Annotated in this window: 12 protein-coding genes; 5 read left to right on the top strand and 7 right to left on the bottom strand. The window is 71.5% G+C overall.

The window, feature by feature from the left end; translation table 11 throughout:
- Nucleotides 1-218: 218 nt before the first annotated feature.
- The 4 genes from IF22_RS0131045 to IF22_RS0131030 all read right to left on the bottom strand — a co-directional run bounded on the left by IF22_RS0131045 (nt 219) and on the right by IF22_RS0131030 (nt 5094).
- Nucleotides 219-719, bottom strand: coding sequence for a hemerythrin domain-containing protein (locus IF22_RS0131045; RefSeq protein ID WP_030337907.1), 501 nt, complete (start codon nt 717-719; stop codon nt 219-221).
- A gap of 79 nt (nt 720-798) precedes the next feature.
- Entirely contained in the window at nt 799-1668 is an 870-nt protein-coding gene (locus tag IF22_RS0131040) for an NAD(P)H-hydrate dehydratase (protein WP_030337906.1), read from the bottom strand.
- On the bottom strand, nt 1652-2383 hold the full coding sequence (locus IF22_RS0131035) for a histidine phosphatase family protein (protein WP_030337905.1): 732 nt from the start codon (nt 2381-2383) through the stop codon (nt 1652-1654). The genes IF22_RS0131040 and IF22_RS0131035 overlap by 17 nt, the downstream gene beginning before the upstream one ends.
- Nucleotides 2384-2481: 98 nt before the next feature.
- Nucleotides 2482-5094, bottom strand: coding sequence for a glycoside hydrolase family 183 protein (locus tag IF22_RS0131030; protein WP_030337904.1), 2613 nt, complete (start codon nt 5092-5094; stop codon nt 2482-2484).
- Between the two features lie 168 nt (nt 5095-5262).
- Between IF22_RS0131030 and IF22_RS0131025 the strand changes: the two genes are divergently transcribed.
- The gene (locus IF22_RS0131025; protein ID WP_030337903.1) at nt 5263-6234 is read left to right on the top strand and encodes a DNA polymerase domain-containing protein; all 972 of its coding nucleotides are present in this window, start codon (nt 5263-5265) and stop codon (nt 6232-6234) included.
- Nucleotides 6235-6244: 10 nt separating this feature from the next.
- Here IF22_RS0131025 and IF22_RS0131020 read toward each other — a convergent pair whose 3' ends face one another.
- Entirely contained in the window at nt 6245-6751 is a 507-nt protein-coding gene (locus IF22_RS0131020) for an Lrp/AsnC family transcriptional regulator (protein WP_030337902.1), read from the bottom strand.
- Nucleotides 6752-6856: 105 nt separating this feature from the next.
- Here IF22_RS0131020 and pdhA point away from each other — a divergent pair, with 105 nt between their 5' ends.
- From pdhA to IF22_RS0131000, 4 genes are all read left to right on the top strand, one after another.
- A complete protein-coding gene (pdhA, locus tag IF22_RS0131015) occupies nt 6857-8023 on the top strand; it encodes a pyruvate dehydrogenase (acetyl-transferring) E1 component subunit alpha (protein ID WP_036412688.1) in 1167 nt (388 codons plus the stop codon).
- The gene (locus IF22_RS0131010; RefSeq protein WP_030337900.1) at nt 8020-9024 is read left to right on the top strand and encodes an alpha-ketoacid dehydrogenase subunit beta; all 1005 of its coding nucleotides are present in this window, start codon (nt 8020-8022) and stop codon (nt 9022-9024) included. Before pdhA ends, IF22_RS0131010 begins: the two co-directional genes overlap by 4 nt.
- Nucleotides 9021-10364, top strand: a complete 1344-nt coding sequence (locus tag IF22_RS0131005; RefSeq protein ID WP_425339861.1) for a dihydrolipoamide acetyltransferase family protein — start codon at nt 9021-9023, stop codon at nt 10362-10364. Before IF22_RS0131010 ends, IF22_RS0131005 begins: the two co-directional genes overlap by 4 nt.
- A 134-nt stretch (nt 10365-10498) precedes the next feature.
- Nucleotides 10499-12178 (top strand): right-handed parallel beta-helix repeat-containing protein, encoded by a 1680-nt coding sequence (locus IF22_RS0131000; protein WP_030337898.1) that lies wholly within the window; start codon nt 10499-10501, stop codon nt 12176-12178.
- Between the two features lie 60 nt (nt 12179-12238).
- On the opposite strand, the gene IF22_RS0130995 is transcribed toward IF22_RS0131000, so the two are convergent.
- Nucleotides 12239-14338 (bottom strand): PQQ-dependent sugar dehydrogenase, encoded by a 2100-nt coding sequence (locus tag IF22_RS0130995; protein ID WP_030337897.1) that lies wholly within the window; start codon nt 14336-14338, stop codon nt 12239-12241.
- Nucleotides 14339-14361: 23 nt separating this feature from the next.
- Nucleotides 14362-15315, bottom strand: a complete 954-nt coding sequence (locus tag IF22_RS0130990) for a sugar phosphate isomerase/epimerase family protein (protein ID WP_030337896.1) — start codon at nt 15313-15315, stop codon at nt 14362-14364.
- Between the last annotated feature and the right edge of the window lie 272 nt (nt 15316-15587).

Here is a 15587-nt window from a genome sequence, read left to right as displayed (position 1 = left end):
CCTCCGCGATCTTGCACTTTCTGTCGCGACAAAACCCACCAAACATCGCTAACCAGCAACAGAAACTGCAAGATCGCGTGGGCGTGGGCGTGGGCGTGGGCGTGGGCGTGGGCGTGGGCGTGGGCGTGGGCGTGGTGTGGGCTTGTGCGGGCGGTGCACGACGAAGGGCCCGGCGTGAGCCGGGCCCTTCGTCGTGAGCTTCGTGGTGAGTGGCGGCCTCAGGCGGTCACCGCGTCCATCGCCTTCTTGATCGCCTTCGGCGCGGTGGGGGTACGCGGCGCGTCCGCCCGCAACGCGATCATCTTCTCGCCGATCTCCTGCAACTGCTTGCGGCCCAGCGCGTCGCGGACCTTGGGGAACCACTCCTGCTCTTCCTCCTCGACGTGGTGGGTGACGTTCTCGATCAGCACTGTCGTCTTGGCGGTGAACCGCTCGTCGTCGGCGTCCATGGCGGCCAGTTCGGCGCAGAGCACGTCGGCGACGTGGTGTTCCTCGTACGACTCGAGAATGTCGTCCTCCAGGTCGGGCAGCAGCCGGCGGACCTCCGGATACATCACCTCGTTCTCCAGATAGGTGTGCACCGTCAGCGCCTCCAGGATCTGGTCCACCAGCTTCTGCCGCTGGCTCGCCGGCCCCTCCTCGGCGTCCTGGAAGGCCTTGAACAGGCGGCGCATTTCCTTGTGGTCCTCTTTGAGCAGGACGATGGCATCGGTCGACACCGGTATGACCTCCCTGAAAAGTCTCCGCTGGTGGGTTTTCGGTACCCCCACGCCGACTGCGGAAACAGATGAAACCGTCTCAGACCATCGCCAGGGTGCGGGGGATCTCGTCGAGCAACTCCCGAGCCAGAAAGCCGATCCGGCCGTAGCGGGGAATCAGCCGCTGGCCGCTCACCGAGTGCGCGAACGAGCCCCAGCAGGCCGCCTGCGCAGGGTCGGCACCCCGGGACAGCAGCCCCGCCAGCAACCCGGCGAGCACGTCCCCGCTGCCGGAGGTGCCCAGCCCGGCGTCGCCGCTCTCCTCCCGCCAACCCCGCCCGTCCGGGGCGGCCACGTGCCCGTACAGCGACACGACCGCCTCGTACCGGGCGGCCAGCTCGGCCGCCTCGGCGTCCAGGTCGTCGCCCGGGTCCCGCCCGAGCAGGTGCCCCGCCTCGGTGACGTTGGGGGTGAGCACCACCGGTCGACCGGAGCCGACCAGCAGGTCCGGTGCGTGGCTGAGCGCGCCGAGGGCGTACGCGTCGAGCACCAGCGACGTGTCCGGGCGGGCCGCCTCCAGGACCAGGCCCAGCAGGCGGTTGGTCTCTTCGATGGCCTTCAGACCCGGGCCGAGCGTCACCACATCGGCCTGCGCGACCAGGTCGCCGAGTTGTCCGTCCCGGTCGGCGGCCACCGCGCCGTCGGCGGTCTCCGGCAGCCCGACCACCAGCGCCTCAGGCACCTGGATGCTCAGCGCGGCGGCGCTGGACTCGGCGGCGGCCAGCTGGAGCACCCCGGCGCCGGCGCGCAACGCGGCCACCCCGGCGAGCAGCACCGCGCCCGGCGTGAAGCGGGAACCGCCGACCACCAGCACGGTGCCCCGGCTCTCTTTCCCACCGACCGGCACCGGCAGCGCCCAGTCCCGCAGCAACGCCGGGGTGATCACCTTCACCTCAGACCGGCTCGGCATGGATCTCGTCCTCCCTGGTGGGCTGGGCGCCCTGCTGACGCAGGTGCGCGACATCGTTGAAGGCGGTGAGCGCCAGGCGGTCGTCACCGTCCGCCGACCACTCGGTGATCGAACAGTTGGCGATGACGTCCTGCCGCGTGAGCGCCATCAGTTCGTCCTCGGTCAACCCCTCCACCAGATAACGAAGCAGGAAGACCAGCGCGTCGTGGCCGAAGAGCAGCACCCGGCAACCCTCGTGATCACGGCGCAGGTCGCCCAGCAGCGTCCGCAGCCGCAACGCCACGTCGGTCCAGGACTCCCCACCCGGCGGCCGGTAGTAGAACTTGCCCAACCGCTCCCGACGCTCGGCCTCGTCCGGGTAGCGCCGGCGCACCCCGTGCCCGGTCAACCCGTCGAGGATGCCCAGCTCCCGGTCGCGCAGCCGCTCGTCGCGGTGCACGGGAATGTCGGTGCCGTCCAGCGCCAGCCGCGAGGTCTGCACCGCGCGCAGGTAGGGCGACACCACCGCCACGTTCGGGCGCTTCGCGTCCGGCAGCTCGGCCAGCCAACGGCCGGTCGCCCGAGCCTGGTCCTCGCCGGTCGCGGAGAGCGGCACGTCCGCGTCGCGGTGGGTGAGGTCGATCAGCTCCGCGCCCGACGCCTCGGCCTGCGTCGCCGCGACGTTCGCGGTGCTCTCGCCGTGCCGGACGATCCAGAGGGTTGCCAGTTCCGCCATGCGGCCCCCCTACCCGGGCGCCGCCGACGGTAACCGTGTCCGGCTCGCCGGCCCTCAGTCGAGGGCCGGTGGGGTAGGAGGGCCGGTGGGGCGGAGCCTCACGGCTGATATGCGATCTTCGGCACCCAGTTGGTCGTGTCGTAGGCGCTCGTGCCGTTCTGGTGTTGGTGGAAGCGCAGGGTGTCACCCGCGGCCACGCTCAGCTCGATCATCGGGAACGGGACCCGGTCCACCGGACCGACCTTCTGCCTACCGGTGGATGGCCAGACGTTCGTCCCGTTCCGGGTCAACCGGACCAGCACGCCGTCGGCCCCCGAGCCGTTGTCGGTGTAGAGGTCGCCCAGCGCCGAGGTGATCCGAACCCTGCCGGCACGCGGAGCGACCCAGGCCCGCACCGACTCACGGTTGCCGTCGGCGTGCTGCGAGACCGGCCCGATCTGTAGGTACGGCGCTGTGCCGTGCCACAGCTGTTGGGCGGCGTCCCACGTCATCGGGGTGCCGCCGGCACCCTCGTCGTACTCCTCGTACGACCACTGGGCCGCGCCCTGAACGCCGCCGAAGTCGCCGTTACCGGACCAGCTGACCCGGCTACCCCCGGTGTAGGTCAGGGTCGGGAGCCAGAGGGTGGTGTCATAGGCGGAGGTGACGTTCTGGTTGACGTGGAAGGCGATCCGGTCGCCGGCGGCCACCGTCATGTCCACGGGTTCGAAGGGCAGGGTGCTGGCTGGCTCGACCGCCGCGTAGCCGGTGGCCGGCCAGACGGGCAGCCCATTCTTGACGATCTTCACACGGACGCCGTCGGCGCCGGAGCCGCCGCCGGCGCGAATGCCGTCGAGGTCGGCGCCGACGCGCACCGTGCCGGCTCGTGGCGCCGTCCAGACCCGCACCGAGTCGCGGTTGCCATCCGGATGCCAGCCGATGGAGTCCAGCAGTGAGAACGCCGAGGTGCCGTGCCAGCGCTGGTCGCTGTCCGACCACGTCATGTCGGTGTACGCGGTGCCGTCGTACTCCTGGTAGCGCACTCCGTTCTCACCCTGCTTCTTGCTGGCATCGGTGCTCAGGCTGACGGTGTTGCGGTCGAATCCGGCGGCGTTCAGGGTCACCTTCTGCCGGTACAACCAGCGCATGTGCTTCGGGAGGTCGACTCCGTCGTGCGGCCAGCGGAAGAAGTAGCCGTAGTAGACGTAGAACTGCTGGCCCACGACGCCATTGGTGGAACCGTCGACCCCGACGATGGTCTCGTAGGGCTGAAGGGTGGCCTTGCTGTTCGCGTTGCTGCTCAGGAGCCACGACGGGGTGTCGAAGCGTGCCGGGTCGTCGCCGAACGCAAGGAAGATGCCCTGGCCCTGGCCGCCGCTGCCACCGGTGAGCAGGTACTTGCCGAGGTAGGTGCTGTAGGCGGCGCCGGCGTGGGAGTCGTAGGAGTTCGTCGGGCTGGCAGCGACGACCTCGGTGGCCTGTCCGTGCATGCCGGGCTCGTTCCAGGCGCCTCCGTGGTATTTGGTCCACGGGCTGACCGTGCCGCGTTTGGCGGCGTCGATCACCTCGGCAACCGGGGCGCGGGCGACGACCGGCATGCCGAACTCGGTGAAGTACACGTGGAAGAAGCCGTCCTTGAGCACGAATGGCATTCCGCCGATGTTGTCGGTCGAACCGTCGGGTGCCTTTTTACGGGCGGCGAGTGTCTTGCCCAGCAGGGTGAAGTGCTCCCCGTTGTCGGTGGAGTACGCCAACCCGCCGGCCCACCACCCCGACGTCTGCGGGTCGGCGTTCTCGATGTGGCAGAACGCGAGTAGGTGACCCTCCTCGGTGCGGTACACGCTCGCGATCCACCACTGCCCGTCGAGGCCGTGCGGATTGCGGAACCGGTTGGCCGTCGTGTCGGCGTACACCCTTACCTGCGCGGGACGGGCGAGGTCCCCGCGGAACTTCTGCACCTGCCGGCCAAAATCCGAGGAGTGGTAGAAGTCGAACTGGCTGCCGTTGGGGACGACCGACAGGCTGGCATCCAGGGCGGTGCGCTCACCGATCCGGTCGAAGTCGGCGGGATTCATGACCAGTTCGGCCTGGTCGAGAGTGAACTTCGGCTCGTAGTCGTAACTGATCCGCGGATTCCACGAGAGCCCGTCGTGCAGCCCCGTCCCTGCCCGGTTCGCGTGGAACAGGAGCGTGTCGCCGGCGTTGACGGCGGTGGTGAAGACGTGTTGGGCCATGAAGGCGGGTCGCAGGTGCTGGAAGTCGGCCGACGGCCACACCTTGCTCGTCGTGCCGCCGCTACGCTTGCGGACGAAGGTCCGGACACCGTCGACGTTCGTGATGTCGGGGTCGATGTAGGTCTGGTGGTCCATGGTGCCGCGCACCGTGACCGCGCCACCCCGTGGCGCCGTCCAGGCGATGACCGCGTCATTGGTGTCCGGGTGAAGCCCGCTGCGGCTGATGACGCAGAACTCGCAGTTGCCCCGCCACCGGTCCCGCGTCGGCTCCCACACCATCGGTGTGTAGGCGACACCGTCCCACTGCAGGTAGGACCACTGGTTCGCGCCCTGCGTGTTGGAAAATCCCAGAGCGAACTGGTAGTCGTCCGGCACGACGGTCGGCGCGGCCTCGGCGGGTGTCGGGCGCAGCGCAGGTGTGCCGACGAGGTTCGCGGCGGCGAGCACCAGCGCCAGCGCCAAGACCCCGTGACGCAGTGGGTTCCGAAGCATGATCACGTGGTCTCCAGCGGCTCGTGGACAGTCCGGCACACGCTAGAGGATCACCCCGCTCCGCGGTGGCCCATGCCCGGAGCGAGGGGGCGCACGCGGCGACAGGGTGTCGCCGCGAACCCGCGGGCCGTCAAGTGCGGCACCGACACCCCACCTCGTCGTACGGTGTGTGGCGTGGCCACGGCGGCGGAGGAGATCCAGGTTGGCGAGCGGCTGGTCCGCGTCTCCAGCCCCGACAAGCCCTACTTCCCGGAGCGTGGGCTGACCAAGCTGGACGTGGTCCGCTACTTCCTGGCGGTGGGTGACGGCATCCTGCGCGCGCTGCGGGATCGGCCGACCATGCTCGAACGCTGGCCCCGTGGGGTCTTCGAGGGCGCGACGATCGCCACCCGGCAGACCAACCGGGGCGACGCGTTCTACCAGAAGCGGCTGCCGGCGGGCGCTCCCGAGTGGGTGCGGACCGCGCACATCACCTTCCCCAGTGGCCGTACCGCCGACGAGGTGGCGCCGAGCGAGCTGGCGGTGGTCATCTGGGCCGCCAACCTGGGCACCCTGCGGTTCCACCCGTGGCCGGTCACCGCCGCCGACGTGGAACGCCCCGACCAGCTGCGCATCGACCTGGACCCGATGCCCGGCGTCGGCTTCGAGCAGGTGGTACCGGTGGCGCACGAGGTGCGGGCGTTCCTCGCCGAGCTGGGCATGACCGGCTACCCGAAGACGACCGGCGGCCGGGGCCTGCACGTCTACCTGTCGATCGAGCCGCGGTGGAGCTTCGGTGACTGCCGTCGGGCGGTGCTCGCGTTGGGCCGGGAGATGCAGCGCCGGCTGCCGGACCTGGTCACCACGACCTGGTGGCGCGAGCAGCGGGACCGGCCGGTCTTCGTCGACTACAACCAGATGGCCCGGGACCACACGGTGACCTCGGCGTACTCGATCCGGCCCACGCCGGCCGCGCTGGTCTCCGCGCCGCTGGACTGGTCGGAGCTGGACCGGGTCCGCCCGGAGGACTTCGACGTGCTCAGCATGCCGGCCCGGTTCGCCGAGCGCGGCGACCCGCACGCCGGCCTGGACGGTGACCGGCACTCGCTGGAGCCGTTGCTGGAGTTGGCCGACCGCGACGGGCTGGAGGCCCCGCCGGAGCGGTGAGCCCAGCCGGTCACGCCCAGGGGCTGCCGGCCCCGTCGAACTCCTCGAAGACCAGCCAGGTGCGGGTGGACAGCACCCCGGGAATGCTCTGCACCCGGCCCAGCACCACGTCGCGCAGCGCGGCGTTGTCCGGTGCGCGCACCAGCGCGAGCACGTCGTGGTCACCGCCGAGCAGTGCGGCGTGCTCGATGTAGCGCACCCGGGCCAGCTCGGCCGACACCTCCCGCCAGGTGTTCTGCTCGATGGTCAGGGCGATGTACGCCGACGTGCCCAACCCGGCCGCCTCGGGCGCCACCTGGGCCCGGAACCCGGTGATCACCCCGTCGCGCAGCAACCGCTCCACCCGCGCGTACGCGTTGGTGCGGGAGATGTGGATGCGTTCGGCGAGGGTGCGCACCGACGTTCTACCGTCGCGGACCAGCTCGTCGAGGATCCGCCGGTCGACCTCGTCCAACGCTCGGGCCGATCGTCCCGATCCCGCGCCCCCGCTCGCTTCGTCGGCGGTCTCCTGGCTCACTACTGGGCCCTCCGCATGCCAACCGTCCCGCCTTCTGTGTCGATCTTGAGTCAATCATCCACAAGCGGAAGCATAGGCTCACCACACGTCCCAGGAGGTTCCGCCGTGACGACCACTCCCCAGGCGGTCCGCAGGGCATCCCCGCGCGCCCGTCGAACGGTCACCCCGCCCGACCCGGCCCGCTCGTTGCTGCCGGACGCCGAGCCGGTCCGCCTGCTCGCCCAGGACGGCATGCCGCTGCCCGCCCGCGCCGACTACCCCGAACCAGCCGCCGAGGTGCTGCACGAGCTGTACCGCCGGATGGTGCTCGGCCGGCGATTCGACACCCAGGCGACCGCCCTGACCAAGCAGGGCCGGCTCGCCGTCTACCCGTCCTCGCGAGGCCAGGAGGCGTGCCAGGTCGGCGCGGTCCTCGCAGTCCGCGACACCGACTGGGTCTTCCCCACGTACCGCGAGTCGATGGCGCTGGTTGCCCGGGGCATCGACCCGGTCGAGGTGCTCACCCTGCTGCGCGGCGACTGGCACTGCGGCTACGACCCGACCGAGGTACGCACCGCACCGCAGTGCACCCCGCTCGCCACCCAGTGCGTGCACGCCGCCGGGCTGGCCCACGGTGAGGCGTACCAGGGTCGCGACACCGTGGCGCTGGCCTTCATCGGCGACGGCGCCACCAGCGAGGGCGACTTCCACGAGGGGGTCAACTTCGCCGCCGTGTTCAAGGCGCCGGTGGTCTACTTCGTGCAGAACAACAAGTACGCGATCAGCGTCCCGCTGTCCCGGCAGACCGCCGCGCCGTCGCTGGCCTACAAGGGCGTCGGCTACGGCGTACCCAGCGAGCAGGTCGACGGCAACGACCCGGTAGCGGTGCTCGCCGTGCTCACCCGCGCGGTCGCCCACGCCCGGGCCGGCAAGGGACCGTTCCTGGTCGAGGCGCACACCTACCGGATGGAACCGCACACGAACGCCGACGACGCCAGCCGCTACCGCGACGGCGCCGAGGTCGACGCCTGGCGGGACCGGGACCCGATCGCCCGGCTGGAGACCTACCTGCGCGCCCGCGGCGTGCTCGACGACGCGGCGGTCGCCGAGATCGCCGAGCAGGCCGAGGCGTACGCGGCGGACCTGCGGACCCGGATGAACGCGCAGCCCGCTGTCGACCCGCTGAGCCTCTTCGACCACGTCTACGCCGAACCCACCCCGCAGCTGATCGAACAGCGTGAGCAGGTCCGCGCCGAACTGGCCGCCGCCCGCGCCGAGGAGGGTGACGCCTGATGGCCACCACCATGGCGAAGGCGCTCAACACCGCGCTCGCCGACGCGCTCGCCGCCGACGACCGGGTCGTCGTCTTCGGCGAGGACGTCGGCGCGCTCGGCGGCGTCTTCCGGATCACCGACGGCCTGCAGGCCCGCTTCGGCGACAAGCGCTGCTTCGACACCCCCCTCGCCGAGGCCGGCATCGTCGGCTTCGCCGTCGGCCTGGCCATCTCCGGCCTGCGCCCGGTGGTCGAGATGCAGTTCGACGCGTTCGCGTACCCGGCGTTCGAGCAGATCGCCTCGCACGTGGCGAAGCTGCGCAACCGCACCCGGGGCGCGCTGAGCGTGCCGATCGTCATCCGGGTGCCGTACGCGGGCGGGATCGGCGGGGTCGAGCACCACTGCGACTCGTCCGAGGCGTACTACGCGCACACCCCAGGGCTGAAGGTGGTCACGCCGGCCACCGTCGACGACGCGTACTCGCTGCTGCGCGAGGCGATCGACGACCCCGACCCGGTGGTCTTCATGGAGCCCAAGAAGCTCTACTTCGCCAGCGCCGACGCGTCTCTCCCGGCCCGCACCGAGCCGTTCGGCCGGGCCGTCGTGCGCCGCCCCGGTCGGGACGCCACGCTGGTGGCGTACGGGCCGGCGGTGCCGGTCGCGCTGGAGGCCGCCGAGGCCGCCCGCGAGGAGGGGTGGGACCTGGAGGTCGTCGACGTGCGCACGATCGTGCCGTTCGACGACGCCACCATCACCGCCTCGGTCCGGCGGACCGGCCGGTGCGTGGTGATCCAGGAGGCGCCCGGCTTCGCGGGCGTCGGCGCGGAGATCGCCGCCCGGGTGCAGGAGCGCTGCTTCCACGCGCTGCACGCCCCGGTGCTGCGGGTCGCCGGGCTGGACATCCCGTACCCGGCGCCGATGCTGGAGCACACCCACCTGCCCGGCGTGGACCGGGTGCTCGACGCGGTGGCCCGCCTGCAGTGGGACGACCAGCCGGACGCGCGTTGGGCGGCGGCATGACCACCGTCGAACGGACGCAGGTCTTCCTCCTGCCCGACCTGGGCGAAGGGCTGAGCGAGGCCGAGATCGTCGAGTGGCGGGTCGCCGTGGGAGACATCGTCACCGTCGACCAGAGCGTGGTCGAGGTGGAGACCGCCAAGGCCGTCGTCGACGTGCCCTGCCCGTACGCCGGGCGGGTGGTCACCCTGCACGGCGCGGCCGGTGAGGTACGCCCGGTCGGCCAGCCGCTGATCACCATCGCGCCGTTGGACGGGGGCGACGAGCCCGCCGGGCACGCCACCTACCGCGAGGAGGAGCGGGCCGGGTCTGGCAACGTGCTGATCGGGTACGGCACGGGCCACGGCACCACCACCCGCCGTCGGCGTCGGCCCCGCCTGACGGTCGCCCCCGAACCGGCCGACACCGCACCGACCGGCGCGGTTGCCGGTGGCCCGACCGGCGACCCGGCACCATCGCCCTCCGCTCTGGTCATCTCGCCGATCGTGCGGCGGCTGGCCCGCGAGCACGGCGTCGACCTCGGCACCGTGCGGGGCACCGGGCCCGGCGGGGTGATCCGCCGCGCCGACGTGGAGGCCGCGCTGGCCGCCCCCGCCGCCCGGCTCGCCGCCGTGCCCGACCCGCACGTCGCCCTCGCGCCGACCGGGGACGGCGACGTGATCGTGCCGCTCACCGGCGTGCGCAAGGTGATCGCCGACAAGCTCTCCCGCAGCCGGCGGGAGATCCCCGAGGTGACCATCTGGGTCGACGTGGACGCCACCGGGCTGCTGGAGACCCGCGCGGCGATCAACGCGGCGACGCCCGACGCGCCGGTCAGCATCCTGGCCCTGCTGGCCCGGATCTGCCTCAGCGGGCTGCGCCGGTTCCCGCAGCTCAACGCCCGGGTCGACACCGAGGGGCAGCGGATCGTCCAGTCCGCCGGGGTGCACCTCGGCATCGCCGCGCAGACCGACCGGGGGCTGCTGGTGCCGGTGCTGCGCGACGCCCAGCGGCTCACCACCGCCGAACTGGCCGCCGAACTGGCGGCGACCACCGCCGCCGCGCGGGCCGGCAGCCTGCCCCCGGCCCGGCTGACCGGTGGCACCTTCACGCTGAACAACTACGGGGTGTTCGGCGTCGACGGCTCCACGCCGATCATCAACCACCCCGAGGCGGCCCTGCTCGGGGTCGGGCGGATCGTGGACAAGCCGTGGGTGGTCGACGGGCAGCTCGCCGTCCGCAAGGTGACCCAGCTCAGCCTCACCTTCGATCACCGGGTCTGCGACGGCGGGGTGGCCGGTGGCTTCCTGCGCCACGTCGCCGACTGTGTGGAGCGCCCGGTGCTGCTGATCGCCGCCGTCTGACGCGTACCCCTGGCCCCGGTGTCGCCCGTGCGGCGCCGGGGCCGGCGCACGCCCGGGGGTTTCCCGGCGGTGTCAGGGGGAAGTCGGCCCCGCCGGAGCGCACCGAACGCGTCGAAGGGAGCCGGCCTGTGGCCGTGGCGAACGAGCTGCTACTGAACTCGGTCCGGGTGCGACGGCCCGCCGCGGCCGGCGCGCCGCTCTACTGCGACGCCCTGGAGTACGGGCTGACCGGCGACGGCTCCACCAACGACCAGCCGGCGCTGGCCGCCCTGGTGGACCGGCTCGGCGCCGGGTACGCCTCCGACGGGCGGGCCCGGGTGATCTACTGCCCGCCGGGCATCTACTCGATCCGCGACGCCGGCACGGTGTGGCGCAGCGGGGTGTCGCTGATCGGGGCCGGCCCGGCGGCGACCCGGTTCATGCTCAGCAACGAGGGCAACCGGGCCGACCCGACCCCGTTGGCCTTCTGGACCACGGTGCAGCACGGCGCCGACCGGGACCGGCACATCGCGGACTGCACCTTCGCCGACTTCCAGATCGACGGCTCCGCCGTCGCCATGGCCGAGTACAACTACCTGGCCAAGGGCCTCGGCCTGCAGTACGTGGTGCGCGGCGTCTTCCGCAACCTCTACATCCACCACACCGCGGCCAGCGGCCTGGGCTGCGACTTCCTCCAGGACTCCCTGATCGACGGGGTGGTGGTGGTCGGCTGTGGCCGACTGGACAACGGCGAGCAGATGGGCGGCGCCGGCATCGGGATCGGCATCGGTGGCTGGGGACCGGTGGAGCGGTTGACCATCGCCAACTGCACCGCCCTGGCCAACGGCACCAACGGCATCTTCCTGGAGCTGCAGAAGGACTACTGGACCCCACCGCGCGGCTACCGCATCATCGGCTGCCACAGCCAGGGCAACCGCTTCGGCATCTCCGACTGGGGCGCCGACGGCCTGATCGTCTCCGCCTGCACGATGACCGGAAACCTGGAGGCCGGCTTCGACGTGTCGTCGCAGGGCACCTCCACGGTGGCCGGGCGGGGCGGACTCGTCACCGACTGCGTCATCGACGGCAACCTGCGCGACGGGATCAGCATCGGCAACAGCCCCGGACCGTACCTCGTCCGGGGCAACCGGATCAGCGGCAACGGCCAGCACGGTTACCACTCCCGCGATCTCGGGCGCGGTTACCAGGGCCCGGTCCGGGACGTGGTGATCGAGAGCAACGAGTTCTGGGGCAACGGCCTCGACGCGGTCCGGATCGACCACCAGATGAGCGACGCGGTGCTGCTCAACAACCGGATCCGCAACAACGGGCGGCAGTACGGCCGGGCCGCCGGCGGCGCGGGCGAGGCCGTCCGCTACAGCGAGCGGAGCCTGGTGGACCGCACCGCCGACTGGCCGCACGACGGGCACCGCGGCAAGATCCTGCGGGTCGGTCGGTCGGTGGCCACTGTCGCCGCCAACACCGGCGACGAACTCACCCTGGCCCCGGTCCGCCCGGACGCGTTCAGCGCGTGGAGCGGAGACGTGCCGCCGCCGGGCTGTGCGTACGAACTCGACCCCGCACCCGGGCAGCGGGCCGGCATCACCATCAACGCGCCGTTCGACTCGGCCACCATCCGCGGAAACCGGATCTGGGACAACCACGACAACCAGACCCAGACGCACGGGCTGTGGATCACCGATCGGGGCAGTTGCGTGGACTGCCGGGTCGAGGACAACGACCTCGCCGGCAACGCCGAGGAGGGGATGCGGCTGGACACCCCGCCAGTGGGTGGACGCTGGCGTGACAACCACGTCGACAGCGACTGGAGCTGACCGACGGGCGGCGGCGGCCGGAACGCTCCGACCGCCGCCGCTGTCACGCTGTGGAACTGGTCAGCCGGCCAGGCCGGCCACCGGGGTCGGGTCCAGCACGACCGTCGCCGAGCCGGACTGCGGGGGTACACCCGGGTCGGTCGGCGCGTCGGTGTACTCCGCGACGAACACCGCGGTCAGGTTGTCAGCGCCGCTGTGCCCACCGTCCAGGAAGGTGGGGATGGTCCCACTGCAACCCGTCGAGGTGGAGAGCGGGTGCCCGTGCTCGTCGTGCCCGAGCACGTAGGTGACCTTCACCCGGGAGCAGTCCACCGGCAGGTCGTCGGTGACCTTCACCTCGTAGGCGACCGTCTGCCCGAACTCGAACGGCTGACCGGCCACCGGGGCGACGAACTCGACGATCGGCGCGGTCGGCCCGACCACCAGGGGCAGGGTGGCCGAGGCGGAACGGCCGGTGCGGTCGGTCACCTTCAGCGTCGGCGTGTACGAGCCGTTCTCCGGGAACGTCCAGCTCGCGTTCGGCGCGGTGCTGTCCACCGAGCCGTCCGCGTTGAAGTCCCACGCGTAGCTCAGCTTGTCGCCGTCCGGGTCGGTCGTGCCGGCGCTGGAGAACGCGACGGTCAGCGGGGCCTGGCCCACGGTCGGCGTACCACTGATCTTCGGGATCGGGGTCCGGTTGCCCCGGACGAAGTCGATCCGGGACAGCTGCGCGTCCGGGTTCTCGGCGAAGTAGCCGTCGCCGTACTCGAGCACGTAGAGCGCGCCGTCCGGGCCGAACTCCATGTCCATCGGGTTGTCCACCACCAGCGACGGCACCACCGGGCGGATGTCGGTGACGTCGCCGTCGGAGTCGAGGCGGAACTCCTTGATGTAGTCGCGGGTCCACTCGTAGAACAGCGGAACCCCGTCGTAGTAGGCCGGCCAGCGGGTCCGTGAGGTGCTGGTCCCGTCGTAGTCGTATGCCGGGCCGCCCATCGGACCGATACCGCCGGTGCCCAGCTGCGGGAACTCAGCCGAGGCCGTGGACGGGTACCAGACCTGCGGCTGCTCGACCGGCGGCAGCTGCCGCTTGCCGGTGTTGTGCGGTGAGTCGTTGACCGGGCGCGCGCAGTTGAACTTCTTGCCGGACTGGCCGGTGGCGAAGTCGTAGTCGCGGTAGGCGATCGTCGGCGTCACGCAGTACGGCCAGCCGTAGTTCGCCGGCTTGTCGATCATCATCCACCGGCCGTGTCCGGCCGGCCCGCGCTCCGGGTTCGGGTTGGAGGCGTCGGGGGAGTAGTCGCCCAGGTACACGTTGTCGGTGCGCCTGTCGACGGCGAACCGGAACGCGTTGCGCAGCCCCATCGCGTAGATCTCCGGGCGGGTCTGCGCCGTGCCGGGCTTGAACAGGTTGCCGGCCGGGACCGTGTAACCACCACCGGCCTTCGGCTTGATGCGCAGCAACTTGCCGCGCAGGTCGTTGGTGTTGGCGGAGGTGCGCTGGGCGTCGTACGCCGGGTTACGGTCGGCCCGCTCGTCGATCGGGATGTAGCCGTCGGAGGCGAACGGGTTGGTGTCGTCGCCGGTCGACAGGTACAGGTTGCCCTTGCTGTCGAAGTCGATCTGACCACCGACGTGGCAGCAGATGCCCCGGTCGGTCGGCACCTCGATGATCTGCTGCTCGCTGGCGAGGTTCAGCCGCATCCCGTCCAGCTTGAACCGGGACAACCGCAGCGCGCCCTTGAACCGCTGCCAGTCCGCCGCGGTGCCGGTCTCCGGCGCGTCCCCCTCGTTGACGTCGGGGGTCGCCGGGTCGTCCACCGGGGTGTCCATCGGCGGCGAGTAGTAGAGGTACACCCACTTGTTCTGGGCGAAGTTCGGGTCGATGGCGACCCCCTGCAACCCCTCCTCGTCGTGCTCGTACACCGGGATGTCGGCGGCGAGGGTGTTCAGCCCGGTGCGCGGGTCGTGGATGCGGACCTCACCGGTGCGGGAGGTGTGCAGCACCCGCAGGTCGGGCAGCACGGCGAGGCTGATCGGCTCGCCCGGGAAGTCGTTGAGTGTCACTTTCTGGAAGCTGCTGTCCGGCGGCGCGGCCGGCGCGGCGGCCGCCGCCGACGGCGGCACGGCCAGGCCGGCCGTCACCAGCAGCAGGGCGGACGCGAGTGCGGTCCTGTTCATCAGGTGTGTCCCCCGAGGTGTTTTCAGTACCGGAGTGAGGCGAGGTAGTCGAAGCCGACGCGGGCGGTGTCCAGGGCGTCGGCGGGGGAGCGCGGCGCGGTGCCCGCGTCGTCACGCTCCACGATGTACTCCTCGATGCCGGCCTCCCGCTCGTGGGCGAAGATCCGGCCGAAGTCGATGACGCCGTCACCGAGGTCGGCGAAGCCGGCCTCGACGTCGAGGTCCTTGACGTGCACCTGGCGGATCCGGCCGCGGTTGGCCCGGATCACGTCGACCGGGTCGTGGGCGCCCCGCCACGTCCAGTAGAGGTCGAGCTCGAAGTGGACGAGCCGGGGATCGGTCTGGGAGCTGAGGATGTCGAACCCGGTCGAGCCCCCGGTCAGCGGCACGAACTCGAGTTGGTGGTTGTGGTAGCCGAATTCGAGCCCGGCGCGCTCGGCGAGCCGTCCGGCCTTGTTCAGGTCGCGAGCCAGGGCCCGGTACACGGCGGGGTCGCGGATCGGCTGACCGGCCGCGTCCCGACCGAAGTACGGGTGGACGATCTTCTTGCAGCCCACCACGTTGGCGTCGGCGAGGGCCTGCTCCCAGGTGGCGGCGTCGAACGGCTGTGGGATGCCGACGTGCCCGGAGGTGGAACGCAGCCCGGCGTCGTCGAGCGCCGCCCGGAACTGCGCCGCGGTGCGGCCGACGAAACCGGCGTGCTCCACCCGCCGGTAGCCGATCCGGCGCAGCGCGTCCAGGGTGCCGGGCAGGTCGATGGCGAGTTGGTCACGCAGGGTGTAGAGCTGAATGCTGATCCGGTCCACCGGCACCCGACGGCGGCCCTGGGCCTGCGCCCCGGATGCGCCGGGTGCGGCGGTGGCCGGGCCGGCGAGCAGACCGGCGGCGCCGACGGCAGCCGCGGAGACGGTCGCGGCACGCAGCACGCCACGGCGGCTGACCGGCTCGGATGCCGGTGTGTTGAGTTGTTGATCCATGGTGGTGGTCCCTTCCTGACGGCTGGTACGCCGTCGACGGAGGTCGACCTGACTGCCGTCTGCCGGGCGCGCCGAACCGGCCGCGGTGGGCTTCGGCGGGACGGTGAGGGACGGCTCGTGGGTGCGGCCCGGACCCATCGGGGGCGGATCGCGGCGACCCGGCACAGGTGGCGGCAAGTTGATCGACGAATGGGCAACCCTCTATCTGGATCGTGACCTTACCCTTGCCTTCGGACGAAGGCAAAGCTTTGTCGCGTTCGGCAGAAGCTTCG

Source organism: Micromonospora parva (assembly GCF_000718515.1).
Classification (GTDB): Bacteria; Actinomycetota; Actinomycetes; order Mycobacteriales; family Micromonosporaceae; genus Micromonospora; species Micromonospora parva.
This window is presented reverse-complemented; position numbering and strand designations above follow the sequence as displayed.

What these genes read in the sequence shown, in the direction of transcription:
- IF22_RS0131035 (WP_030337905.1), bottom strand. Translation starts at nt 2,383, where the DNA reads ATGGCGGAACTGGCAACCCTCTGGATCGTCCGGCACGGCGAGAGCACC.
- IF22_RS0130990 (WP_030337896.1), bottom strand. Translation starts at nt 15,315, where the DNA reads ATGGATCAACAACTCAACACACCGGCATCCGAGCCGGTCAGCCGCCGT.
- IF22_RS0131040 (WP_030337906.1), bottom strand. Translation starts at nt 1,668, where the DNA reads ATGCCGAGCCGGTCTGAGGTGAAGGTGATCACCCCGGCGTTGCTGCGG.
- IF22_RS0130995 (WP_030337897.1), bottom strand. Translation starts at nt 14,338, where the DNA reads ATGAACAGGACCGCACTCGCGTCCGCCCTGCTGCTGGTGACGGCCGGC.
- IF22_RS0131005 (WP_425339861.1), top strand. Translation starts at nt 9,021, where the DNA reads ATGACCACCGTCGAACGGACGCAGGTCTTCCTCCTGCCCGACCTGGGC.